We start from the raw sequence: 22,898 nt of genomic DNA, 5'->3' as shown, positions 1-22,898 counted from the left end.
TGAACGGAACAACAATCCATGATCAAGCGACTCATGGCGTTGTTGTTGGCTCTTGTGGTCGTTCCCGTGGTGGGCCTTGCCTCGGCAGGGCCCGCCTCGGCGGCCGGCACCGGCTACTGGCACACCAGTGGCCGGCAGCTGCTCGACGCCAGCAACCAACCCGTACGCATGACCGGGATCAACTGGTTCGGCCTGGAGACGGCGAACTACGCGCCACACGGCCTGTGGTCCCGGGGCTACAAGGACATGCTCGACCAGATGAAGAGCCTGAAGTACAACACGTTGCGGTTGCCCTTCTCCAGCCAGCTCTTCGACTCCGGCAGCACCCCCAACAGCATCCGCTACGACCTCAGCCCGGATCTGGAGGGCCTGAACGGCATCCAGATCATGGACAAGATCATCGCCTATGCCGGCCAGATCGGCATGAAGGTGCTGCTCGACCGGCACCGGCCGGACTCCGGGGCGCAGTCCGCGCTCTGGTACACGGCCCAGTACCCGGAGAGCAGGTGGCTGTCCGACTGGCGGATGCTCGCGACCCGCTATCTCGGCAACACCACGGTGATCGGCGCGGACCTCCACAACGAGCCGCACGGCGTCCAGGGTGGCGGCGGCTCCGACTGGGGCAGTGGCAGCGCCACGACCGACTGGCGGCTCGCCGCCGAGCGGGCGGGCAACGCCATCCTCGCGATCAACCCCGACTGGCTGATCGTCGTCGAGGGCGTCGACTCCTACAACGGCAGCGGCTACTGGTGGGGCGGCAACCTCCAGGGCGCGGCGACCGCACCGGTGCGGCTGAACGTGGCCAACCGGCTCGTGTACTCCGCGCACGACTACGCGACGTCCGTGTTCGCGCAGCCGTGGTTCTCCGACCCCGCGTTCCCCAGCAACCTCCCGGCGATCTGGGACAAGAACTGGGGCTACCTGTACAAGAACAACGTGGCCCCGGTGCTGCTCGGCGAGTTCGGCACCACGCTCGCCGACCCGCGTGACCGGCAGTGGCTCTCGGCGCTCATGGCCTACACGGGCAAGGGCACCGACGCGATCAGCTTCACCTACTGGTCGTGGAACCCCAACTCCGGTGACACGGGCGGGATCCTGAACGACGACTGGACCACGGTCAACACGACCAAGCAGGCGTACCTGGATCCCTACCTCATCGCACCGTCCGGCGGCACCGGGCCGACCGACCCGCCGCCCACACCGACCGTGTCCTGCCGCGTCACCTACGCGGTGAACGACTGGGGCACCGGCTTCAGCGCGTCGGTGTCGATCGCCAACACGGGCACGTCGGCGATCAACGGCTGGTCGCTGGGGTTCACCTTCCCCGGCAACCAGCGCATCACCAACGGCTGGAGCGCGAACTGGACGCAGGCGTCCGGTAGCGCAGGCGTCACGGCGACCAACGCGGACCACAACCGCCTGATCGCCGCGGGCCAGTCGGTCACCGGGCTGGGCTTCAACGCCGCCTACACGGGCACGAACGCACGACCGTCGGCCTTCACGGTCAACGGCCAGGCCTGTTCGGTGGCCTGACGCTGCACCTTCCCGGGGGTGCCCGCCGCCCCTTCGCAGGCACCCCCGCACGGGCACCCCCGGGAACCTCACAGAAAGCCAGGAACAGGCCATGTTCGTGAGAAGAGCACTCGCCGCCACGCTCGTCGTCCTGTCGGGGCTCGCCGGGGTGGTCGTGCTGGCCGCACCCGCCTCCGCGGACCCGCTGAAGGTGCACGCCGCCGCGCGCGGCAAGTACTTCGGCGACGCGGTGGACAACAACGAGATCACCGACGCGCAGTACCGGCCGCTCATCGCGAGCGAGTTCAGCCAGCTGACGCCCGGCAACGCGATGAAGTGGGACTCGACCGAGCCGACGCAGGGCCAGTTCAGCTACACCAGGGGCGACGAGATCGTGAGCCTGGCCCGCGCCAACGGCCAGACCGTCCGCGGCCACACGCTGGTGTGGCACCAGCAGACACCGAACTGGGTGCAGAACCTCGACGCGACCGCGCTGCGTTCGGCCCTGCAGAACCACATCACCAACGTGGTGAACCACTACGAGGGCCAGCTGTACGCGTGGGACGTCGTGAACGAGGCGCTCAACGACGACGGCACGATGCGGAACTCGTTCTGGTACGCCAAGCTCGGGTCCAGCTACATCGCCGACGCGTTCCGCGCGGCCAGGGCGGCCGACCCGGACGTGAAGCTGTACATCAACGACTACAACACCGACGGCATGGGCGCGAAGAGCAACGCCATGTACACGCTGGTGCAGTCGCTGCTGTCGCAGGGCGTGCCGATCGACGGCGTCGGCTTCCAGGCGCACCTGGCGATCCAGTACGGGTTCCCGTCGCAGATGCAGCAGAACCTGCAGCGGTTCGCCGACCTCGGACTCGACGTGGCGATCACCGAGCTGGACGTGCGCATGCAGCTGCCGTCGGACTCGACGAAGCTCGCGACCCAGGCGACGTACTTCAAGAACGTGATCGACGCGTGTCTCGCGGTCACCCGTTGCGTCGGCATCACCACCTGGGGCTACACGGACAAGTACTCGTGGGTGCCGAACACCTTCCCCGGCGAGGGCGCCGCACTGCTGGTCGACGAGAGCTTCCGGCAGAAGCCCGCGTACACGGCCGTGCACGACGCGCTGGCGGGCGGGTCCACTCCGGACACCACCGCGCCGACCACACCCGGTACGCCGACCGCGTCCGGCGTGACGTCGAGCACCGCGGCACTGTCGTGGTCGGCGTCGACGGACTCGGGCGGCAGTGGTCTGTCCGGCTACAACGTCTACCGGGAGCAGGGCACGACCGACCCGCTGCTCGGTCAGTCCACTTCGGCCTCGACGACGTTGACCGGGTTGACCCCGAGCACCCAGTACCAGGTGTACGTGCGGGCGAGGGACGGCGCGGGGAACCTGTCGACCCCGTCGGCGACGGTGACGTTCACGACCGCGTCCGGCCCTGCCGCGGGCCCCTGCCGGGTCGCGTACACGGCGTCGAACTGGGGTGACGGCGGTGGCTTCAGCGGGAGCGTGACGATCACCAACACCGGCACGGCGACGGTCAACGGCTGGACGCTGGCGTTCGCGTTCCCGTCCGGGCAGCGGGTGAGTCAGGGCTGGAACGCGACGTGGACGCAGGCCTCCGGCAGCGCGAACGTGACCGCGACCAACATGTCCTACAACGGCACCCTCTCCGCGAACGCGTCGGTGCAGATCGGCTTCAACGGCACCTACAGCGGCACCAACACGGCGCCGACGACGTTCACGCTGAACGGCGCGGCCTGCACGACGGCGTAACGCCCTCAGAGCGGGTGGGTCACCTCGTCGGAGAAGCGGAAGTAACACACGACCGTGTGGGACTTCCGCTTCTCCCACGTCTCGGGGCTGGGCGTCATGACCTGCACACGCCCGTCCGCGGGCATCCCGGCGACCTCGCTCTGGCACCGCGCGATGCTCTCGTCGAACAGCTCGACGCTGCCGGGATAGGTGCCGTCCGGCACGGTGAAGACCGTGAACGCCTCACCGGTGTGCGGCTCGGTGCAGTCCGTCCGGACCACGGAGACCTCACCGGACATGCCCGGTGCCTGGAAGCACTCCCCCGCCTTCAGGTCCACCCCGTTCACCGGCTGGGGTCCGGCCGGTGAGGTGGCGAGGACCGTGAGGTAGACCACCCACGCCACGAACGCGGCGAACCCCGCGACCACGAAGCCCGTGCCGCGCCGCTGCCCGTCGCGGATCTGCGAGATCGCGAAGAACCCGAAGACCAGTGCGAGGACACCACCGAGGATCCCGAACACCAGTGTGGCGACCGCGAGCCCGCTGACCGGCGCCCTGTTCCGGTCGTTCTCGATGCGCATCAGCTCGTCGAACGCGGCCTGTCTCCGCTCGGCCGTTGTCGGCCCGTCTGGCTCGGACATGTCTCTCCCCCAGTGTTCGAACGAAGGAGCGGAGTGTACGGCATCGCCCGATACCCCTCGTGCGTCATGCGCGGCGGGTATCACCCGATGCGAAACAAGCGTTGGACAGCGATCACACGCCGTTCCTACGTTGGGCGCATGAGCAACGCCGCCGTTCTCGACCGGATCGCCTCGGTCACGCTGTCCTCGGTGACCCTCCCGCTGCCGACCGGCATCAGCGACGCCAAGGTGTTCACCGGGCGGCAGCGACCCATGACCGAGGTCGCGTTCCTGTTCGCGGAGATCACGACCGAGTCGGGGCACGAGGGTGTCGGCTTCGGCTACGCCAAGCGCGCGGGCGGCCCCGCCCAGTTCGCGCACGCCCGGGAGGTCGCGCCGGACCTCCTCGGCGAGGACCCGAGCGACATCGGCCGCCTGTGGACCAAGCTCGTGTGGGCGGGTGCGTCGGTGGGCCGCAGCGGCGCCGCGACCCAGGCGCTGGCCGCGATCGACGTGGCGCTGTGGGACCTGAAGGCGAAGCGCGCGGGCCTGCCGCTGGCGAAGCTCCTCGGCGCGCACCGGGACTCGGTGCGGTGCTACGACACCTCCGGTGGGTTCCTGCACGAGTCGGTGGAGCAGGTCAAGGACAACGCGACCGCGACACTGGCGTCCGGCATCGGCGGCATCAAGGTCAAGGTGGGCCAGCCGGACTGGCGCGAGGACCTGCGGCGGGTCGCGGCCGTGCGCGAGCACCTCGGCGACGCGGTGCCGCTGATGGTGGACGCCAACCAGCAGTGGGACCGGCCGACGGCCATGCGGATGGGCAGGGCGCTGGAGGAGTTCGGCCTGGTGTGGATCGAGGAGCCGCTGGACGCCTACGACGCGGAGGGCCACGCGGACCTCACCCGGGCGCTGACCACGGCGGTCGCGTCGGGCGAGATGCTGACGAGCGTCGGTGAGCACCACGAGCTGATCCGCCACCGCGCGGTCGACATCCTGCAGCCGGACGCGCCGAGGATCGGTGGCATCACGCAGTTCCTGAAGCTCGCGACGCTCGCCGAGCACGCGAACCTCGGGCTGGCACCGCACTACGCGATGGAGATCCACGTCCACCTCGCCGCCGCGTACCCGGCCGAGCCGTGGGTCGAGCACTTCGACTGGCTGTACCCGTTGTTCAACGAGCGCCTGGAATGTGTGGACGGGCGCATGCACCTGTCCGCTCGGCCCGGTCTCGGCATCACGCTGAGCGACCGGGCGCGGGAATGGACCGTGGAGAAGAGCACGGTGGGTGGTTGACCGGGGCCGCCCCGGACCGCCACGCTCGTGATCATGGGTAGCGCCGTCGACCTCGAGGTCGCGTCCGTCCGGCAGCTGGCGACGCTGCTCGACGCCGGGACGATCACCAGCGTGGACCTCGTCCAGGCGTACCTGGGCCGCATCGAGGTGTTCAACTCGCGGGGGCCTGCGCTCAACGCGGTGCGCGCGCTCAACCCGGACGCGCTCGCCGATGCGGCCGAGGCCGACCGGCTGCGCGGCGGTCCGCACGGTCGGCTGCTCGGGATACCCGTGCTGGTCAAGGACAACATCGACGTGCGGGGCATGCCGACGACCGCGGGGTCGGTCGCGCTGGAGCACGCCTACCCCGCGGCAGATGCCGCACTGGTCACGAACCTGCGCCGCGCCGGGGCGGTGATCATCGGCAAGACGAACCTGACGGAGTTCGCGAACTTCCTGGCCGAGGGCATGCCCGGTGGGTACAGCTCGCTCGGCGGCCAGGTCCGCAACCCCTACGACGCCTCCCGGTCGCCGAGCGGCTCGAGCGCGGGCTCGGCGTCGGCGGTGGCCGCGGGTCTGGCCGCGCTCGCCGTGGGCACGGAGACCAACGGCTCGATCCTGAGCCCCGCGGCGGCGAACTCGGTGGTGGGCGTCAAACCGACGCTGGGCCTGGCCAGCCGGGGCGGCATCCTCCCGATCGCGGCGAGCCAGGACACCGCGGGCCCGATGACGAGAACCGTCACCGACGCGGCCGTCCTGCTGAGCGCCATGGCAGGCATCGACCCCGACGACCCGGCGACGGCCGGAAACCCGTTGGCGGACCGCGATCTCACCCGCTCACTGCACCCGGATGCCCTGCGGGGCGCGAGGATCGGCGTGGTCGCGGACCAGGTCCCGGACGGTGACGGGCGACCGCTGTGGGACGCGGCGTGCACCGTGCTCCGGGAACAGGGCGCGACCCTGGTGGACGTCGACCTGGACAGCGGCTGCGGCGACGACTCGACGGTCCTGCACTACGAGTTCAAACGGGACCTGAACGAGTACCTGGCGCGTCTCCCGGCGGGCGCCCCGGTCCGCACGCTGGCCGAGGTGATCTCCCACAACGAGGCCAACGCCGCGGCGACGCTCAAGTACGGCCAGGCCCGCGCGCTGACGGCACAGGCCATGGACCTCTCCCCCGACAGCGCCGACACCGCCCGCCACGCCGCGGACCGGGCGAAGGACCTGGTGGACAGCCGCGACCGCGTCGACGCCGTCCTGGACCGCCACGACCTGACCGCGCTGCTGTTCACCGGCTCCGGCAGCGCGTCACTCGGCGCCCTGGCCGGCTACCCCTCGATCACCGTGCCCGCCGGCTACCGCACGACGAACCGCCACCCGTTCGGCATCACCCTGCTGGGCCAGGCGTGGACCGAACCGACACTGATCGGTTACGCGTACGCGTACGAGCAGGCCAGCGGCCTGCGCCAACCCCCGACCCGGGTCAACCCGGCGCTGTTCCGCTACGTCGACCCCGGCTCGGGCTCGTGCCCGCCGTGACCGTCAGGTCAGACCCACTCGGGAGTCGGATCGCGAGTCGCGCGGCTTCAACGCCATGATCAGCCGCTCCCGGTCGGCACCGAGGTCGATCCGTCCGCCGAGAGGTCCGACCGGTCCTCGACGGTAGTGTCCACCACCTCGTGGACAGCGGGAAACCCGAGCCCGGGGTCGACCCGGCGCTGTTCCGCCGCGTCGACCCCGGGCTCGGGTTCGTGCCCGCCGTGACCGTCAGGTCAGCGGCTCGATCCAGATGTTGCGGTAGCGGGGGTTCGCGCCGGCGTCGCCGTGGTCCTGGAGCCGGATCGACTGCGGTGTGGCGTCCTCGGGGAGGTTGTCGCCGGTGCCGCCGTTGATCTCCACGTTGTCGTGCACGGTCACGCCGTTCCACACCACCGTCACGCGGGCGTTCGCGGTCTTGTTGCCCGCGCTGTCGAACCTCGCCGCGCGGAAGGTGATGTCGTAGGTCTGCCACGTGCCCGACGGGGTGGCCACGTTCGCGTCCGGCGCGCGCTTCGAGTAGATGCTGCCCGCCTCGTTGTCGGCCGCCGGCTTGCCGTAGGACTCCAGCACCTGCACCTCGTACCGTTCCTGCAGGAACACGCCGCTGTTGCCGCGGGCCTGACCGGTCACCTCCGGCGGGTACTCCGGCTCGTACCACTCGACGTGCAGCCGGAAGTCGCCGAACTTCTGCTTCGTGCGGATGTCACCGCCGAGCGACTCGACCGAACCACCCGAGATCGGCCAGTTCGCCGCGCCACCCGAGCGGGCCTCCCACGCACCGAGCCCGGTGCCGTCGAACAGCACGATCCGCGAGCCGGCCCCGACCGTGAGCTTGTCGAGGTTCACGTTGCCGTCGTCACCCGCGTCGTACCGGTAGGACACGGTGTTGGCGCCCGCGTTCAGCGTCACCACGTCGGTCTGGATCGCCCACGTGTCCCAGTTGCCGGTGCTGGCCAGGGAGATCTGCCGCACCTTCGCGTTGTTGACGTACAGGCTCACCCTCTTGTTGCCCGCGAACGGGTTCGGGCCGTTGGAGTACCGCAGCCGCGACTGGTACGTGCCCGCGGTCGGCACGGTCACGGTGAACGTCGTGGACGCGCCCTGGTTCCAGTACCCGGCCACGAAACCACTGCCCGAGTAGCCTGCGTGATCGGTCGCGACCTCGGCACCACCGCCGAGACCCGACGACTCCGCCTCGAGGTCGGTGTCGAGGATCTGCGTCGTCGCGCCGACGGTGAGCCGGTCGAGGTTGACGTTGCCACCGTCGCCCGCGTCGTAGCGGTAGGAGATCGAGTTCGTGCCCGCGGCGAGGGTCACCGCGTCGGTCTTCGTGGCCCACGTGTCCCAGTTCCCGGTGCTGGCCAACGAGACCTGCCGCACCTTCGTCCCGTTCACGTAGAGGCTGACCGTCTTGGCGCCCGCGACCGGGTCAGGGCCGTTCGCGTACCGCAGCCGCGCCTGGTAGGAGCCCGCGGTGGGCACGCTCACGGTGAACGTCGTCGACGCGCCCTGGTTCCAGTACCCGGCGACGAAACCGGTGCCCGAGTATCCCGTGTGGTCGGTCGCCGTCACCGCGCCGCCGCCGAGCGCCGAGGCCTCCGCCTCGAGGTCGGTGTCCTGGAAGCCGCCGACCAACGCGTTCAGCGTGTACCACGCCTCGGTGCTCCACAGCTGCTCACCGCTCTCCGAGGTGAACGAGCGGGGCGAGCGGACGTACACCACGCGGCCTGCCTTCAGGTTGGACATCTTCAGCGTCACCTTGCGGCGGTCCGCAGACACCGTCGCCGAGGTCACGGGCACGGTCTCCGCGTCGACCTTCGGGCCGCCGTAGGCGGAGGTCGGGACGTAGCGCCACTGCTGTGCCTGGTACTTCGACGCCACCTCCTGCGCGGTCGCGGTGGACAGCGGCTGCGTGTACTCCAGCTCGAAGCCACCCGCGACCGCCCGCATGGCCTTGATGTCGAACGCGTTGTTGCCGTTGAACGCGACCTTCTGCAGGCCGTAGGTCAGTTTGCCCTCCTGGCCCCAGTTGCCGCCCGCACCGATGCCGCCGGTGTACAGCGCGCCGTCCGGACCGAGCGTCATGCGGCTCACGCCGGACTCGAGGCCCTGCGTCATGCGGAAGACCGCGCCCTGGTACTCGCCGTTGACCTTCTCGACGAAACCGCGCTGGATGCCGCCGTAGGTGACGTCACCGAAGACGAACTGGCCGGCGAACGGCCCCTGCGACAACAGGATCGGGTTGCTCGGCGAGTTCGCGATCTCGTTCTGCGGCAGCCACAGCACCGGCTGGGTCACCGGCTGCGACTCGAACGGCCCCGGCGGGTTCATGTAGTGGTTGAAGAAGCGGTTCTGCTTGATGTGCACGAGCTTCGACGACGGCAGCCAGCCACCCTGGTTGTCGGTGACGAAGATGTCGCCGTCCGGGCCCCAGCCGATGCCGTGCGGCGTGCGCAGCCCACCGGCCACATAGGACACCGCGCCCGTGGTCTTGTTGATCTTCAGCGTCGAGCCGCGGTTCGGCGCGGGCTGCGGGTTCGTGGTGTTGCCGCCCTCGTCGATCGCCACGGACAGGTTGAGGTAGAAGAACCCGTCCTTGTAGAGCAGTCCGAACGCGAACTCGTGGAAGTTGTTGCCGAACGGCCAGGTCGCGACGGTGCGGTAGTTGTCGGTGACCCAGTCGCCGTTGGTGTCGTTCAGCTCGGTGAGCCCGGTCTTCTGCGACACGTAGAGCTTGCCGTCGACGTACTTGATGCCCATCGGCTCCTTGAGCCCACTGGCGATCCGCTGCGTGGTGACCCGCGACGGGCTGGTGGTGCCGGTGACGTTGCTCAGCAGGTAGACCTCACCGAGCACGTTGTTGGAACCGCCCCAGGTGGTGATGGCCAGGCGGCCGTCCGGCAGCCAGTCCATGCCGGTCACCTGCGGCTGGAAACCGTTGGGGCGCAGGTTGGTCAGCGTCAGGTCCGGGTGCACGCCGGTGAGCGGCAGGCCGTCGCCGGGGGTGTCGGCGCCGCCCTCGCACTCCTTGCGGCCCGGCGCGGTCACCCGCACGACCCCGGCGTCGGTGCTCAGCACCGAGTTCGGCACGACGCTGAAACCACTCGCACCCGGTGGCCGCCACTCGAGCGTGACCTGCTGGCCGCCCGCCCGGTCGAAGTGCTCGATCTTGAACCCGTGGTAGCCGGTGGTCAGCGAGACGGTGGCCTCGACCGGCGTCGACCCGTGCAGGCCGTCGTTGTTGATCAGGAGGTTGTTGTCGAGCCGCATGCGCGACCCGTCGTCACTGGTGAGGCGGAACGTGTAGCTGCCCGCGGTGGCGATGTTGATGTTGCCGATCGCCTCCGACATGAAGAAGTCCTCGATGCCGAACGCGCTGCCGCTCCAGTCGATCGTCGGCATCAGCTTGTCGATGTTGGGGGTCTGGCCGGGTTTGAGGGTGCACAGCCGGTCAAGCTCGACCTGGACGTCGTAGACCCGTAATGTCACCCCCGGCTCTTGGGGCGGCACGGCCGCCTGGGCCGGCACGCTCGTGACTCCGGACAGGACCAGCGCAGCGCACAGCGCTGCGAGGGATGACAGACGCATGTCTTCTCCCGGGGAAGCGGTTGGAAGCAGGGGGATCACAGCCGCGTTGCCGAAAGTAGGACCACTTTCGCTGGCGGTCAACGAAAGTTTGTCGAGAATATGCAAAGTTACGTCGAATGGACGCAATAGTTCGACGGGCGTCCGAAGTCAGCCGACAAGCCGCAGGTAGAGCGCACCTCACGACGACCGGACCGCACGCTTGTTCGACTCGAATCGGCGACCAGCGCGACGTCCGGCGAGCTTGACGATCGCAACATGCACCGTGAGCTGGGCGCGACCCCTTGCCACAGCCCAGCTCAACCGCACCTCCGCGTGGCGCGAAACGTGTTCTACGCCGGTTGCGGCGCCCACCGGTTGGCGGTCAGCCGGAAGCTCGGCAGGTCCTCGAGCTTGAGCGTCGCCTCGTAGGTGCGCTCGTAGCCCGTGTGCGCGATGCGCCAGGCGTCGTCCTCGCGGCGGTAGCGGTCCTCGTAGAACGCGGCGCCGATGATCACCACGCCGTACTCGACCGCGATGACCGTGTCCTGGAACGCCCAGGTCCCCGTCGCGGTGTCGCCGTCGATCTCGATCTCCGGCTGGGTCGCGAAGTGCGTGGTGATCAACCCGGGACCGAGCTGTTCACGCATGAAGCCGACGATCGCGGCCCTCCCCTCGAGCTTGAGCGGTCTGCCGTAGGTCGGGGTGCCGTAGTCGGCGACCGCGTCGGCCGTGAGGACGTCCGCGAGGCCGTCCCAGTCCTTCGTGTCGACGCAGCGGAGGTAGCGGTGCTTGAGGCGCTTGATCTCTTCGAGTGCGACGAGGTCCATGCGTCAAGCCAACGCCACATCGACCCGATAGACAAGAACGTGTTCTCATTTGATCTTCATGCGCCCTCGAGGACCGGGAGGAGCCACCCATCCCCCACTAGTACCAACTTTTGTCATTGGTCGACAAAAGTATGTCGTTCTTGAGTAAAAGCATGTAATACTCCGCGCGGAAGTCTTCATACGGCTGTCACAAGCGGCTAACCCGACCGTCCCCACAGACCCCCCACGCCAGGACCCGCCTCGCTGGACCGTTCGCGGCGTGCGCCAGTGCTCAACCCCGAAAGGTGCGAACCTCTCATGGACGAGAAGACCCCCTCCCGCGTCACCCGGCGCGACGTGTTCAGGGCCTCCGCAGGCGCGGCGGCCGTGCTCGCGGCCGCCGGTGCGCCGATCATCGCGACAGCCGCTCCCGCGCTCGCCGACAAGGGCCAGGGACTGCCCGGCAGCACGCTGCACGCCGAGCCGCTGATCCCCGCGCGCAACCGGGGCATGATCCTCTACAGCGTGCGTGACCGGATCACCGCCGCGCCGGACAACACCGGTGTGCCGTACGGGTTCGCGCAGGTCCTCGAGGCAGTGGCCAAGTGCGGCTACAAGGAGGTCGAGTTCGCGGGCTACACCCAGCACGAGTCGATCCTGGGCCGCCAGATCACCCCCACCGAGATCCGCGCGCTCCTCGACGCCAACGGCCTGGTCGCGAACGGCACCCACACGACCATCAACCCGACGACGTTCGAGCAGGAGATGGACATCGCCCAGACGTTGGGCATGAAGAACATCGGTACCGGTGGCGACCCGTCCGGCAGCCGGTACAAGGCCGACTGGGACGCCGCGGCCGACGTGTGGAACGACCTGGGCCGCAAGGCCAAGAAGCGTGGTCTGCGCCTCTACACGCACAACCACCACGACGCCTACGACTTCCTGCTCGACGCGGGCCCCCTCGACGCGAACGGCAGGCCGACCCGCAGCACCGGCCTGCGCAAGCTCGAGTACTTCTTCGGCATCACCGACCCCCGGTACGTGTTCTTCGAGATGGACATCTACTGGGCCTACGTCGCGCGTTTCCGCCACCAGACCTACACCGACAAGCGCGGCAACACCCAGACCGACCTGTTCGACCCGATCCTCACGGTCGCCCCGCAGACGACCCGGTTCCCGCTGTTCCACGCCAAGGACGGCGTCAGGAACCCGGCCGCGGGCGACGGCTACGACATGACCGCGCTGGGCGTGGGTGACATCAACTTCCAGCAGTTCTTCGAGGTCATCGGCGAGCAGAACTTCCACCACGCCAACTGGGAGAACGACAACGCACCCGGCGGCGCGGCCAACCCCGGCCAGTCGCTGCAGCAGGCGCAGATCAGCTACACCAACATGTCCGAGCTGACGATCTACCGCAAGTAACCATCTCCCGCGTTCACCGTCGCACCTGGAGAGACCATGGCAACTTCGGCACAACGCGCAGCACACAGATGGATCGCCGCGGCCACCGGCCTGGTGGCCGCGGCAGCGATGACCCTCACCGGCGGCGCGTCCAGCGCCGCCGCCCCGGGCGAGCAGGGCGACCGCGACCTCTCCGTACAGGAGAACGGTCCGGCCGCCCTGCGGTCCGAGAACCGCCAACCCGACACATTCCGCGTGCTCGTGTTCACCAAGACCGACGGCGAGCGCAGGCCGTCGATCAAGGACGGCGTCCAGACCATCAGGGACCTGGCCGCCGCCAACGGCTTCGGTGTCACCGCCACCCAGGACGCCAACGCCTTCACCACCGACAACCTCGCGAACTTCCGCGCGGTCGTCTTCCTCAACACCGTCGGCAACGTCCTCAACGACGCCCAGCAGGGTGCCTTCGAGGGCTACATCCGGGCCGGCGGCGGCTACGTCGGCGTGCACGCGGCCGCCGAGACCGAGCCGGACTGGCCGTTCTACCAGGAGCTGGTCGGCGCGAAGGTCGCGAGCGTGGCCGGCGTCGGCAGGGGCACCGTGTCCGTCGCCGACCGCGTCCACCCGTCGACCGAGACCGTGCCACGCACCCTCACGCTGACCGAGGAGTGGTACAACTTCGCGGCCAACGTGCGCGGCCAGGAGCACGTGCTGGCCACCGCCGAGGAGAGTTCGTTCAGCGGCGGAACGATGGGTTACGACCACCCCGTGGCCTGGTGCCAGGACCACGTCGGCGGCCGGAGCTGGTACACCGGTCTCGGCCACTCGATCGAGTCCTACCGCAACAGCAATGTCCGCGAGCACCTGCTCGGTGGCATCGAGTGGGCGGCGGGCGTGGTCGAGGGTGACTGCGGCGCGACCGTGCTCGGCAACTACGAGAAGGTCACCCTCAACGACGAGCCCGGCGAGCCGATGTCGCTCGCGGTCCTGCCGGACGGCCGGGTGCTGCACAACACCCGAGGCGGCGAGGTCAGGCTCTACGACCCTGCCACCGGCGCCAGCCCGGTCATCACCACGGTCCCCGTCTACAGCCACGACGAGGAGGGCCTGCAGACACTGTCCATCGACCCGGACTTCGCCACGAACAAGTGGGTCTACATCTACTACGCACCCGTGCTGAACACCCCGGTCGACGACCCGTCGACGCCGGGGGTCAACGAGGGTGACGCGCCGCTGTCGTCCACCGACCCGACGGTGTGGGACAAGTTCGAGGGCTACAACCAGCTCTCGCGCGTGAAGATGGTGGAAACCCCGACACCGCACCTCGACCTGTCCACCGAGCAGCAGATCATCCGGGTCGGCACCGACCGGGGCATCTGCTGCCACGTGGCGGGCAAGGTGAAGTTCGACGGCAAGGGCAACCTGTTCCTGATCACCGGCGACGACACCAACGCCGGCGGCTCGGACGGGTTCACGCCGATCAACGACTCGGCGAACGCCGCGCCGGGCCTGGACGCGCGGCGGTCCGCGGCCAACACCAACGACCTGCGGGGCAAGCTGCTGCGGATCAAGGTGAAGGCCAACGGCACCTACACGAGCCCGAAGGGGAACCTGTTCCCGGAGGCGCAGGACACGGACGGCAAGACCCGTCCGGAGATCTTCCTGATGGGCCTGCGCAACCCGTTCCGGTACGACGTGGACGCGTCGGGCCGGGTGTACGTCGGGGACTACTCCCCCGACTCACGCACGCCGAGCCCCACCCGGGGTCCGGAGGGCACGGGCCGGTGGTTCAGCACCAACAAGGCGGGCAACTACGGCTGGCCGCTGTGCGTGTCGCCGAGCCTCGCGTACGTCGACTACGACTTCGGCACGCTGACGCCGGGCTCGCGGTTCAACTGCGGTGCGCCGGTGAACGACTCGCGCCACAACACGGGCCTGCGCGTGCTCCCGGCGGTGCAGCAGCCGCAGTTCTGGTACACGTACGAGGCACGGACCCCGTGCGCGAGCGCGTACCTGGAGAACCCGCCGATCCCGTGCGACTTCACGTGGCCGGTGATCGGCACGGGTGGCGTCGGCCCCCACGGCGGACCCATCTACGACTACGACAGCGAGTCCACGTCGGAGACCAAGTTCCCCGAGTACTACCAGGACTCGGTGGTGTTCGGCGAGTTCACCCGGGACAAGCTGTTCATGATGCGCACCGACGGCAAGGGCAACCTCGTCGGCGTGGAGCAGTTCCTGCCGGGCTTCGTCTTCGACAACCCCATGGAGATGGAGTTCGGACCGGACGGCAGCCTGTACATGCTGGAGTACGGCGACGGGTTCTTCCGCCCGAACCCGGACGCCCAGCTGTCGGTGATCCGGTACGTGAAGGGCACCCGCTCGCCGGTGGCCGTCCTGAACGCGACACCGACGTCCGGCACGGCGCCGCTCACGGTGCAGTTCTCGAGCGCGGGCACGTACGACCCCGACCCCGGCGAGTCGATCTCCTACGCGTGGGACTTCGACAACGACGGCACGGTGGACTCGGCGGACCCGAACCCGTCGCACACCTACACCGTGAACGGCCAGTACACGGCGAAGCTGACGGTGACCGACTCCAGCGGCAGGACGGCGGTGCTCACGCGTGTGATCACCGTCGGGAACACCGCGCCGACGGTCACGGTCACCTCGCCGGTCGGCGGCTCGTTCTTCGACTGGGGCGAGAACGTCCCGTTCGAGGTGACGGTCACCGACCCGGAGGACGGCGCCATCGACTGCTCGCGGGTCACGGTGACGTTCGTGCTCGGTCACGACGGCCATGGCCACGGCCAGGGCTCGACGACCGGGTGCACGGGTGTGCTGCCGACCCCGGCTGACGGCGCCGACCATGCTGGCGGGTACCTGTACGGCGGGATCTCCGCGCAGTACACCGACCTCGGCGGCGGCGGTCAGCCCGCGCTGACCACGATCGGCCAGACGGTGATCCAGACACCGCGTCAGCAGGCCGAGAACGCCCAGGTCAAGCAGGGTGTGGAGATCACGGTCAGCAACGACACCGGCGGCGGCAACGCACTGTCGGGTGTGGACGCCGGGGACTACGTCGCGTTCGACCCGATCAACCTGGGTGACGCGTCCGCGGTGACGTTCCGGTACGCCGGTGGCTCGGCGGGCACGGTCGGCCAGCCGAGGGCCGCGGTCGAGCTGCGGCTCGACTCGCCGACGGGACCGGTCGTCACGACGGCCACCCTGGCGGCGACGGCAGGGACGAGTGCGTGGGCGAGCCAGAGCGTGCCGGTGTCCCAACCGGCCGGGGCGCACGCGCTGTACCTGGTGTTCCGGCCGGTGGCCGGTGGCCCGACGACGGGCCTGTTCAACCTGAACTGGGTGGAGTTCACCCGGTCATAGTGGGTGACCGGTGGGGCACCGCGAGGTGTCCCACCGGCCTACACCAGCGTCGCGCTGACGCGGACGAGGCCGCCGCCACCCGTCCTGCGTGCCTGCACGACGACCTCGCTCAGTTCCTCCCCGACGGTGATGTCGACGACGTGCCACTCCCCCACGGCGAACCCCGCGCCGACCGGTGTCCCGTTCACCAGCACCCGTGCCTCCCCCGACGCCCCGGTGTCCGCGACGGCGTCGACCACGACCCGGAACTCGCCCGGCTGTGCGAGGGTGAGGACGAGGTCCGTCCACTCGGGAGAGTCGGTACCCGGCCAGTCCCTGGGCCGTGCGGGTGTGAGCGGCACGGGCCTCGGTGGCGGGGGCGAGACCGAGGCCATGGTCATCGCGGGTCCGCGGCCTTCGAGCAGCCGAAGGCGACGCTCGATCTCCCGCAGCCGGGTCAGGAGCGTGTCCGGCCGGTTGACCCTCGTCATGACTGCTCCAGGAACGGCGCGACGGTGAGCGTGACCTGTTCCTGACCGGCGTCGTCGCCCGGGGTGACCTCGAGGCCGAGTATCCGCACGGTGACGTCGAGCTGCTCGCCGGCGAAGAACGGGTCGTCGATGACGATCCGCGCGTCGTCGCCGACGGAGTAGCTGCCCACCACCGGGTCCAGGTCCGCACGCACGGTCAGCTCGGGCAGCACGACCGGTCTGCGACGTGCGGCCAGCTCACCCTTCACCTGTGCGTCGAGCATCGCGGCGTCGGTGGTGTCCGACGGCGACACCTGTGCGTCCAGCAGCGGCCAGCCCGCGGTGAGGGCGGTCGGGTCGGTCACGACGGGTGCGCCGCCCGGCGCCAGCACGCGGGTGGCCATGCTCGCGGCGTCGCTCGGCCAGACGTAGTCGACGAGGTTCGCGCCGTACTCCCAGACGTACGGTGCGCCCGGCTGCCCGAGGCGCGGGAAGCCGAACCGCAGGAACCGTTGCGGCTCCCCACTTTCGCCGTACCGGACGTCGACGGTGAAGTCGAAGCCGTCGTCGGCGTTGGCGAGGTCCCGCAGCGCGTCGGCGACCGGCTTGAGGTCGCCCGGCGAGTAGGTGACCGTGCGGGTGACGCCGGAGGACTCGGCGCCGGTGAACACGATCCCGAGGTCGCCGCCGGGATGGGACTGCGCACCCGTGACGAGGCTCCTGGCGACCGCGAGCTGGTCGCCTGCCAGCGGCACGCCTGCGGTGGGGTCCTCCGGGTCGAGCACGAGCCGGTGCTCGAAGTACGACAGCAGGTCGGCGGCACCCAGCTCCAGCACGTTGGAGGCGCCGGAGTACCGGCTGGTCCAGACGATCCCGCCCCACAGCAGCTCACCGTCGCGGTCGACGTAGACAGCCGTGCGGCCCGGCTCGGTGAGCAGCCGTGGTTCCCTCACCCGGATCTCCGGGTCGCCGACGTAGAGCTGCGCGCGCAAGGACCCGGTGTCGTTGAGCTTCTTGTCGAACGTGACGCCGGAGAGCGGCAGCTCGTCGAGGATGTCGCCGCCGCGCAGGTCCGCGATCAGGTACGTGTAGGTGGCCCCCATGGTCAGTACGTGGCGAACGAGATGCCGTCGAGTGACAGGTAGCCGTTGGTGCCGTGGACGGCGACGACCTTGCCGTCCGGCCAGACGTCGATCCGGCCGGTCGGCGGGTTGCCCGCGGGCGGCACGGCCGCCGGGAACAGGTGGTGGGTCACCGGCCGGTAGTTGATCGGCGTGTTCGGGAGCGTGAAGATCTGTTTGGTGGCGGTCGTGTCGAAGACCCCGCTCTTGATCAGCCCCCGCAGGTGGACCCAGCCGTCCTCGGTGATGGTGTAGCCGAACTGCGGGTAGCCGGCGTTGTAGTTGACCCACCCGTTGGACAGTGCGCTCGGGGTGTGCCAGGTGTCGACGCTGCCGCGCGGCGGGCGGTAGGTCGTCCAGCCCTCGCTCGTGCGCACCTCGAGCTTGCGCGTGTCCAACCGGAAGATGATCATGCTGCCGTGCGGGTTGGGTGGCCGGTCCGCCTCGCCGAGCACCGGGATGATCGCGTTGAGCGCGGCCGTGAACCACCGGGTGTCCTTCGCCGACGGCGCACCGGTCGTGGCGGGCGGCACCGTGACCTCGCCGAGCACCAACGACAGCGGGTTGGTCACCGCGGGCCTGGGCGGCGTCGCACTCGCGCTGTTGTCGCCGGGGTAGACGCTGACGAGCAACCCCGGGTCGGTGTCGAGGACCTCGGCCACGACGAGGTCCATCCGGTACAGCGACTGGTGCGCGGCGCCGAGGGTCAGCTCCTTCTGCGTGTCCATGGTGACGAGGTAGGCGCCACCCGCCGGGCGGGCGTCGTCCGCGATCACCGCCTGGAACGCGTTGACCGTCGCCTTCGTGCCGCTCACGGCGACCCGGCCGGGATAACCCGGTGCGTCCCGGATGCCCGACCGGACCCGCATCGGGCCGAGCGCGTCGGCGACACCGTTCGCCGCCACGAGCAGGCCGGTGGCCAGACGTGCCTCGGCCGCGTCGATGCCGTCGACCCAGCCGGGATGGCGTTCGGCCATGGTGGTCCCCTCTCCGTTCAGATCCAGGAATCCCGCCACGACACCGCGAGCGTGCCCGCGGCGGTGGTGTCGGTCGCGTCGAAGCCGACGGCGGTGGTGCCGGGCGGCAGGCCGAACCACGTCGAGCCCGGCAGCAGCATCGAGCGCCGTGACGCGCCGCCGAGGGTGACCGTGCGGGCGGCCACGTCGACGGTGAGCGTGTCGCCCTCGGCCAGCCGCAGGCTGAACGCGAGCCGCTGCCCGGTGGAGTCGTTGCGGATCACCGGCTGGTTGACCGGTCCGGTGATCGTCCACACCGGCCACGCGACGGCGGTTCCCGCGTTGGTCATCGACAGCGACCCGTCCACCGGCTCACCGAACGCCAGGGGGAACCCCAGCGGGAACGTCACGCCGGGGCCTGGTCGCGGCAGGCCGCAGCGGGCCGTGCGTGGTTCGACGGCCTGCCGGAGCGGGTCCGGCGCGGTGACCTGCAGCGAGAACTCGAAGCCGTGCGGGCCCCTGTCGACGATCTTGGTGCCTGCCGACAGCCTGACCATCGCGCGGCGGACCACCGTGCGTTCCCGGACGGTCAGCTCCGACAGCGTCGAGCCGTCCGCCAGGACGGCACCCATGCGGTTCTTGGCGCGTTCCTTGGCGTCCCGGTCCGGGGCGATCGCCAGGCCTTCGAGGGTGATCACGCGGACCGAACGGAACGACTCCGCGTCGAACCCGCCGTCGCGTTGCGGCCGGCTGGCGAGCGACAGGCGGACGTCCGGGCCGCTCGCCCAGCCATCCTCCCTGGTCACCCACCACTCGACGCCCTCGTCGTCGACCACGTTCCCCGACCAGCCGTCCACGGTGAACACCGGAAGCACCAGATCCGAGGTCATGACGCCACCTCCGCCGCTCCGCGGACTCGACGACGACCTGAACCTCGATGACTCGCTTCGCAAGCTCCGCTCATGACGTCTTCGCCGCCCACGCCACCTCGCGGGCGGCGACGCGCCCGATCTCGTACTCCGACTGCCCTTCGCGTGGGTGGACGTTGACCGTCACCTGCGACGTCGCGGCGGCCCGGCGGGCGGCCTGGACGAGGGTCGATCCCCCGACGGACGCGGCCAGGGCCGCGAACGCGGGCGCGACCGTGGCGGCCTTGGGCACCGGGACCAGCTTCTTCATGGCGCCGGCCACCTCGTCGCCGGAGGCGTCGATGCCGACCGCCAGCCCGGCGCCGATCTCGCGGCCGATGCCGGCCATCACCCGTGACGGCGAGAAGATGCCCAGCGCGCTCTTGATCGGCCCCGGGATCCGGTCGATGATCGAGTTCTTGATGGTCGACACGACGTTGTCCGCCATGTCGCGGATCCCGTTGACGAAGCCCCGGATGAGGTCCTTGCCCTTCTCGTAGAGCGTCCTGCCGATGTTGGTGAGCGCGCCCACCGCGCGGCCCGGCAGGCCGCGCACGAACTCGACCATGCCGGAGATCGCGCCGCTGACGGCATTCCTGGCCTGGTTGAACGCGTCCCTGACGATCCCGACGACCCGGCTGATGCCGCGGATCACGCTCACCACCGCGTTGACCGCGCCGGTGATGATCGCGCGGATCGCGTTCCACACCGCCAGCACCACCGCGCGGACCGCGTTGAACACGGTGGTGATCACGGTGCGGACGATCGTGAAGTAGGTGGTGACGTAGGTCCTGATGGCCGTGACCGCGACCTGGACGACCCGCGCGATGTAGGGCCACACCACGGCGATGACGTTGCGCACCGCGTTCACCGCGGCCACGACGACGTTCTTCACCGCCGTGAACACCGCGTTGACGATGGTGCGGAACGTCGTGCTCCGGTTGTACGCCAACACGATCGCCGCGACGAGCAGCCCGATGGCGATGACGACGAGAGCGATGGGGTTGAGCGACATCACCGCGTTCAGCACGGCCTGCACGATCGCCCACGCGCGGGTCGCGATCGCGACCACGCGTTGTGCCACCGCCACCGCCACGGTTCTCGCCGCGGCGAGAGCCGCCTGGATCGCCGCTCTGGCGTAGCTCGCGGCGAGCTGCACCAGGCTCCGCACGGCGGTGGCCGCGTTGGTGGCCATGGTCCTGGCGCTGGTCGCGAACGTGCCGACGGCGCCTGCCGCTTTGGTGGCGCTCTCGCGTGCGGTGTCGAACGCGCTCTTCAGGTTGCCGCTCACCGAGGACGCGAGGTCGCGGACCGCACCGGGTGCCTTGGCCGCGAGGTCCTTGACCTCGCGGCCGAGCTCGGCGGCCTCGGTGGCCGTGTCACGCAGGCCGGTGCGGATGTCGCCGATCGCGCCCGGCAGCTCCTGCATGGCCGTGGCCGCGTCCCTGACGTGGCCGACGGTGCCCTGCACGGCGGTCGCGGCCGTGTTCACCGCGTCCGCGTAGCCGACGACGTCGGTGACGGCACCGGTGACGGCGGGGTGGGTCTCCTTGAACTTCTCCGTCATCTCGCCGAGCTGGGCGTTGACGTGCTCGGTGAAGTTCTGCGAGATCTGGTTGGCGGCGCCCGTCACCGCACCCGTCACCGCCTGCGTGACGCCGGTGATCATCCCGCTGACGGCGGTCCGCGCATCGGTCACCACGCCGACAGCCGAGGTCCTGACGCTCGTGACCAGCTCGGTGGCGGCGTTGCGTGCCTCCGCGACGACGCTCTCCATCGCGGCGCGGGCGTCGGCGGCGATGTCGCCGAAGGCGCCGGTCACGGTCCGCCTCCCACGAAGAACGCCGCGATCTCCGCGGGGGTCGCCGCCGGTGTCTCGGTCTCGATCCCCGGCCGGGGCACGGGTTTGGGCCGCTCGGGCGGGTCGGCGTGTTCGTCGCGGTTGGCCGTGGCGAACAGCCAGTTACCCGCGGCCAGCTCGTCGACGACGGCCGCGAGGAGGTGTTCGGACAGCCCCCAGTCGGCGGTCTCGCCGTGCAGCTCACGCACGAGCGCCGCGTCGCGGGGCAGGTGCTCGACGAGGACGCGGACCCGGCGGGCGGACAGCGTGCCGCGGTGGTAGTCCAGCAGATCCACGCCGTAGTAGCGGAGCAGGTCGGCTTCCACGGCCTCGCCGTGCTCGGTCAGGAGCGCGTCGAGGCCGAGGATTCCCCCAGGGTCATGCCGGTGTCGCGGCCGTAGGCCTCCAGCAGCCCCTGGATGTCCTGCACGCTCACGACGTGCTGGTCGAGACGCTTGACCTGCTCCTCGCCCAGCAGCAGGGTCAGCAGACCGTCCAGGTCGGACTGGTCCAGCTCGGCGAGCTTGCCCACGACGTGCCTCGGCAGCTCGGTCGGCAGCCAGAACAGCTCGCCGTCGACCTCGAAGTCCCAGCGCTCGCCGTGGGCCTCCAGGCGCTGGGCCCTGGCCGCGTTGACGTTGTACCGCCCCATGTGTTCGCTCTTCCCCTCGTCGCTAGGCCGGTTGCTCCGCGTCCTCGGACGCGGTGGCGGGCGGTTTCATCGACCAGACGGCGAGCGGCTCGAACTCGCCGTTGATCGGGGTGAGCGCGGTGAAGGTGACGCCGAGCTTGATCGCGGAGGTGCGGGTCACCGCCGTCTCGTCGGTCTCGGTCACCGCGCCCCTCGGGATGTGGAGGCGGTGCGTGACGTCCGGGCCGTCGTGGAACTCGATGCCGAGCGCCCGCTCCTCGACGGTCGGCGCCGCGGCGAGGGCGAACGAGGTGGCGCCCGCGTCCAGTGCCCTGCCGCTGAAGAAGAACGGCAGCGTGTCGGCGTTGATCTGCAGCAGCGCGAACTTCACGGAGAAGTCGCGGTCGCTGAACACGAACCGGATCGGCGCCACCGACTGCCACGTGTCGACCGGATCCAGCTTGTCCTTCCTGATGAATTTGACGCCGTCGGACGTGGTGTACCCGAGATTCACCCACGGCGCGTCCCAGGCGCCCGCCGAGAAATCGGCCGGGGCGGCCGTGTGCACCGGCGCGACATAGATCGTCCCGGTACCGGCCACCCGAATTTCACTGGCATTGAGTCCAGCCACGGAATCCTCCTGACTCAGGCCGAAACGGGACGAACGGGGACGACGAACCGGTATCGCATGACATAGCGGCTGGCGCCACCGTTGCGCCGGTCCGGCGACCAGCACGGCCCCTGGCTTTCTTCCACTTCGCTCACGACCACGCCGCCCGCGTGGCCTGCCACCGTGATCAGGGGCAGTACGCCCCGCACGGCGTTGGCCACCGCGTGTGCCGAGGTCTTGTCACCGCCGTACGCGTCCACCAGCGCGATGACGTCGTCGAGAAAATCATCCGACCGAAACCCGCCGCCGAGCCTGTTGACGACAACGGCCCGAGAACCGCCGTCGAAACCCGTCGGGAGTGCGACGCCGACATAAACCCCGTCGAGCTCGCCCCGCGTGCCGAGAAAGGCGGCGACAAGATTTTCGACATCGGGAAAGAACAACGCACCATCAGCTGAGGACTGTCCCATTTGCCTCCCCAGGTCGGGACCCAGGAAGGACGCTAACGCAGTGA

Annotated in this window: 18 protein-coding genes; 6 read left to right on the top strand and 12 right to left on the bottom strand. The window is 69.7% G+C overall.

Annotated elements, in window-relative coordinates; all coding sequences use genetic code 11:
• Window positions 1–18 precede the first annotated feature (18 nt).
• Together CLV71_RS24270 and CLV71_RS24265 are read left to right on the top strand one after the other, a co-directional pair.
• Entirely contained in the window at window positions 19–1,533 is a 1,515-nt protein-coding gene (locus CLV71_RS24270) for a cellulase family glycosylhydrolase (protein WP_243866678.1), read from the top strand.
• A gap of 91 nt (window positions 1,534–1,624) precedes the next feature.
• Window positions 1,625–3,295: an endo-1,4-beta-xylanase gene (locus CLV71_RS24265; RefSeq protein ID WP_133905157.1), complete on the top strand. Its 1,671-nt coding sequence runs from the start codon at window positions 1,625–1,627 to the stop codon at window positions 3,293–3,295.
• A 5-nt stretch (window positions 3,296–3,300) separates the two neighbouring features.
• On the opposite strand, the gene CLV71_RS24260 is transcribed toward CLV71_RS24265, so the two are convergent.
• Window positions 3,301–3,915 carry a DUF4190 domain-containing protein gene (locus tag CLV71_RS24260; protein ID WP_133905156.1) on the bottom strand — a complete coding sequence of 205 codons (615 nt, stop codon included), beginning with the start codon at window positions 3,913–3,915 and terminating at the stop codon, window positions 3,301–3,303.
• Between the two features lie 138 nt (window positions 3,916–4,053).
• Between CLV71_RS24260 and CLV71_RS24255 the strand changes: the two genes are divergently transcribed.
• Complete coding sequence (locus CLV71_RS24255; protein ID WP_208297729.1) at window positions 4,054–5,190, top strand: L-talarate/galactarate dehydratase; 1,137 nt, start codon at window positions 4,054–4,056, stop codon at window positions 5,188–5,190.
• Between the two features lie 33 nt (window positions 5,191–5,223).
• A complete protein-coding gene (locus CLV71_RS24250) occupies window positions 5,224–6,708 on the top strand; it encodes an amidase family protein (RefSeq protein ID WP_133905154.1) in 1,485 nt (494 codons plus the stop codon).
• A gap of 228 nt (window positions 6,709–6,936) precedes the next feature.
• Here CLV71_RS24250 and CLV71_RS24245 read toward each other — a convergent pair whose 3' ends face one another.
• Entirely contained in the window at window positions 6,937–10,296 is a 3,360-nt protein-coding gene (locus tag CLV71_RS24245; protein ID WP_133905153.1) for a 3-keto-alpha-glucoside-1,2-lyase-like domain-containing protein, read from the bottom strand.
• 329 nt (window positions 10,297–10,625) lie between these two features.
• Window positions 10,626–11,102, bottom strand: coding sequence for a nuclear transport factor 2 family protein (locus CLV71_RS24240; protein ID WP_133905152.1), 477 nt, complete (start codon window positions 11,100–11,102; stop codon window positions 10,626–10,628).
• Window positions 11,103–11,399: 297 nt separating this feature from the next.
• Here CLV71_RS24240 and CLV71_RS24235 point away from each other — a divergent pair, with 297 nt between their 5' ends.
• Together CLV71_RS24235 and CLV71_RS24230 are read left to right on the top strand one after the other, a co-directional pair.
• Window positions 11,400–12,503, top strand: coding sequence for a sugar phosphate isomerase/epimerase family protein (locus tag CLV71_RS24235; RefSeq protein WP_133905151.1), 1,104 nt, complete (start codon window positions 11,400–11,402; stop codon window positions 12,501–12,503).
• A 36-nt stretch (window positions 12,504–12,539) separates the two neighbouring features.
• Window positions 12,540–15,869: a ThuA domain-containing protein gene (locus CLV71_RS24230; RefSeq protein ID WP_133905150.1), complete on the top strand. Its 3,330-nt coding sequence runs from the start codon at window positions 12,540–12,542 to the stop codon at window positions 15,867–15,869.
• 38 nt (window positions 15,870–15,907) lie between these two features.
• Here the strand turns inward: CLV71_RS24230 and CLV71_RS24225 are convergent, their stop codons facing one another.
• The 9 genes from CLV71_RS24225 to CLV71_RS24185 form a co-directional block, all read right to left on the bottom strand.
• Window positions 15,908–16,339: a hypothetical protein gene (locus tag CLV71_RS24225; RefSeq protein ID WP_133905149.1), complete on the bottom strand. Its 432-nt coding sequence runs from the start codon at window positions 16,337–16,339 to the stop codon at window positions 15,908–15,910.
• Window positions 16,336–17,421, bottom strand: coding sequence for a hypothetical protein (locus tag CLV71_RS24220; RefSeq protein WP_208297728.1), 1,086 nt, complete (start codon window positions 17,419–17,421; stop codon window positions 16,336–16,338). The genes CLV71_RS24225 and CLV71_RS24220 overlap by 4 nt, the downstream gene beginning before the upstream one ends.
• A 2-nt stretch (window positions 17,422–17,423) precedes the next feature.
• The gene (locus tag CLV71_RS24215) at window positions 17,424–18,416 is read right to left on the bottom strand and encodes a hypothetical protein (RefSeq protein ID WP_133905148.1); all 993 of its coding nucleotides are present in this window, start codon (window positions 18,414–18,416) and stop codon (window positions 17,424–17,426) included.
• Between the two features lie 17 nt (window positions 18,417–18,433).
• A complete protein-coding gene (locus CLV71_RS24210; RefSeq protein ID WP_133905147.1) occupies window positions 18,434–19,285 on the bottom strand; it encodes a phage distal tail protein in 852 nt (283 codons plus the stop codon).
• A 70-nt stretch (window positions 19,286–19,355) separates the two neighbouring features.
• Window positions 19,356–21,125: a phage tail protein gene (locus CLV71_RS24205; protein WP_133905146.1), complete on the bottom strand. Its 1,770-nt coding sequence runs from the start codon at window positions 21,123–21,125 to the stop codon at window positions 19,356–19,358.
• Window positions 21,122–21,469, bottom strand: a complete 348-nt coding sequence (locus tag CLV71_RS24200) for a hypothetical protein (RefSeq protein WP_208297727.1) — start codon at window positions 21,467–21,469, stop codon at window positions 21,122–21,124. The genes CLV71_RS24205 and CLV71_RS24200 overlap by 4 nt, the downstream gene beginning before the upstream one ends.
• Window positions 21,470–21,486: 17 nt before the next feature.
• On the bottom strand, window positions 21,487–21,795 hold the full coding sequence (locus CLV71_RS24195) for a hypothetical protein (RefSeq protein ID WP_133905145.1): 309 nt from the start codon (window positions 21,793–21,795) through the stop codon (window positions 21,487–21,489).
• Window positions 21,796–21,817: 22 nt separating this feature from the next.
• A complete protein-coding gene (locus tag CLV71_RS24190; RefSeq protein WP_133905144.1) occupies window positions 21,818–22,405 on the bottom strand; it encodes a phage tail tube protein in 588 nt (195 codons plus the stop codon).
• A 14-nt stretch (window positions 22,406–22,419) separates the two neighbouring features.
• Window positions 22,420–22,854, bottom strand: coding sequence for a hypothetical protein (locus CLV71_RS24185; RefSeq protein ID WP_133905143.1), 435 nt, complete (start codon window positions 22,852–22,854; stop codon window positions 22,420–22,422).
• Between the last annotated feature and the right edge of the window lie 44 nt (window positions 22,855–22,898).

The organism is Actinophytocola oryzae (genome assembly GCF_004364325.1).
Taxonomy (GTDB): domain Bacteria; phylum Actinomycetota; class Actinomycetes; order Mycobacteriales; family Pseudonocardiaceae; genus Actinophytocola; species Actinophytocola oryzae.
The sequence above is the reverse complement of the archived record's forward strand: the minus strand, read 5'-3'. Positions and strand labels throughout refer to the sequence as shown.

Bases quoted from the DNA above. Each gene is read 5' to 3' on its own strand.
- CLV71_RS24270 (WP_243866678.1), top strand. From the start codon at position 19: ATGATCAAGCGACTCATGGCGTTGTTGTTGGCTCTTGTGGTCGTTCCC.
- CLV71_RS24265 (WP_133905157.1), top strand. From the start codon at position 1,625: ATGTTCGTGAGAAGAGCACTCGCCGCCACGCTCGTCGTCCTGTCGGGG.
- CLV71_RS24260 (WP_133905156.1), bottom strand. From the start codon at position 3,915: ATGTCCGAGCCAGACGGGCCGACAACGGCCGAGCGGAGACAGGCCGCG.
- CLV71_RS24255 (WP_208297729.1), top strand. From the start codon at position 4,054: ATGAGCAACGCCGCCGTTCTCGACCGGATCGCCTCGGTCACGCTGTCC.
- CLV71_RS24250 (WP_133905154.1), top strand. From the start codon at position 5,224: ATGGGTAGCGCCGTCGACCTCGAGGTCGCGTCCGTCCGGCAGCTGGCG.
- CLV71_RS24245 (WP_133905153.1), bottom strand. From the start codon at position 10,296: ATGCGTCTGTCATCCCTCGCAGCGCTGTGCGCTGCGCTGGTCCTGTCC.
- CLV71_RS24240 (WP_133905152.1), bottom strand. From the start codon at position 11,102: ATGGACCTCGTCGCACTCGAAGAGATCAAGCGCCTCAAGCACCGCTAC.
- CLV71_RS24235 (WP_133905151.1), top strand. From the start codon at position 11,400: ATGGACGAGAAGACCCCCTCCCGCGTCACCCGGCGCGACGTGTTCAGG.
- CLV71_RS24230 (WP_133905150.1), top strand. From the start codon at position 12,540: ATGGCAACTTCGGCACAACGCGCAGCACACAGATGGATCGCCGCGGCC.
- CLV71_RS24225 (WP_133905149.1), bottom strand. From the start codon at position 16,339: ATGACGAGGGTCAACCGGCCGGACACGCTCCTGACCCGGCTGCGGGAG.
- CLV71_RS24220 (WP_208297728.1), bottom strand. From the start codon at position 17,421: ATGGGGGCCACCTACACGTACCTGATCGCGGACCTGCGCGGCGGCGAC.
- CLV71_RS24215 (WP_133905148.1), bottom strand. From the start codon at position 18,416: ATGGCCGAACGCCATCCCGGCTGGGTCGACGGCATCGACGCGGCCGAG.
- CLV71_RS24210 (WP_133905147.1), bottom strand. From the start codon at position 19,285: ATGACCTCGGATCTGGTGCTTCCGGTGTTCACCGTGGACGGCTGGTCG.
- CLV71_RS24195 (WP_133905145.1), bottom strand. From the start codon at position 21,795: ATGGGGCGGTACAACGTCAACGCGGCCAGGGCCCAGCGCCTGGAGGCC.
- CLV71_RS24185 (WP_133905143.1), bottom strand. From the start codon at position 22,854: ATGGGACAGTCCTCAGCTGATGGTGCGTTGTTCTTTCCCGATGTCGAA.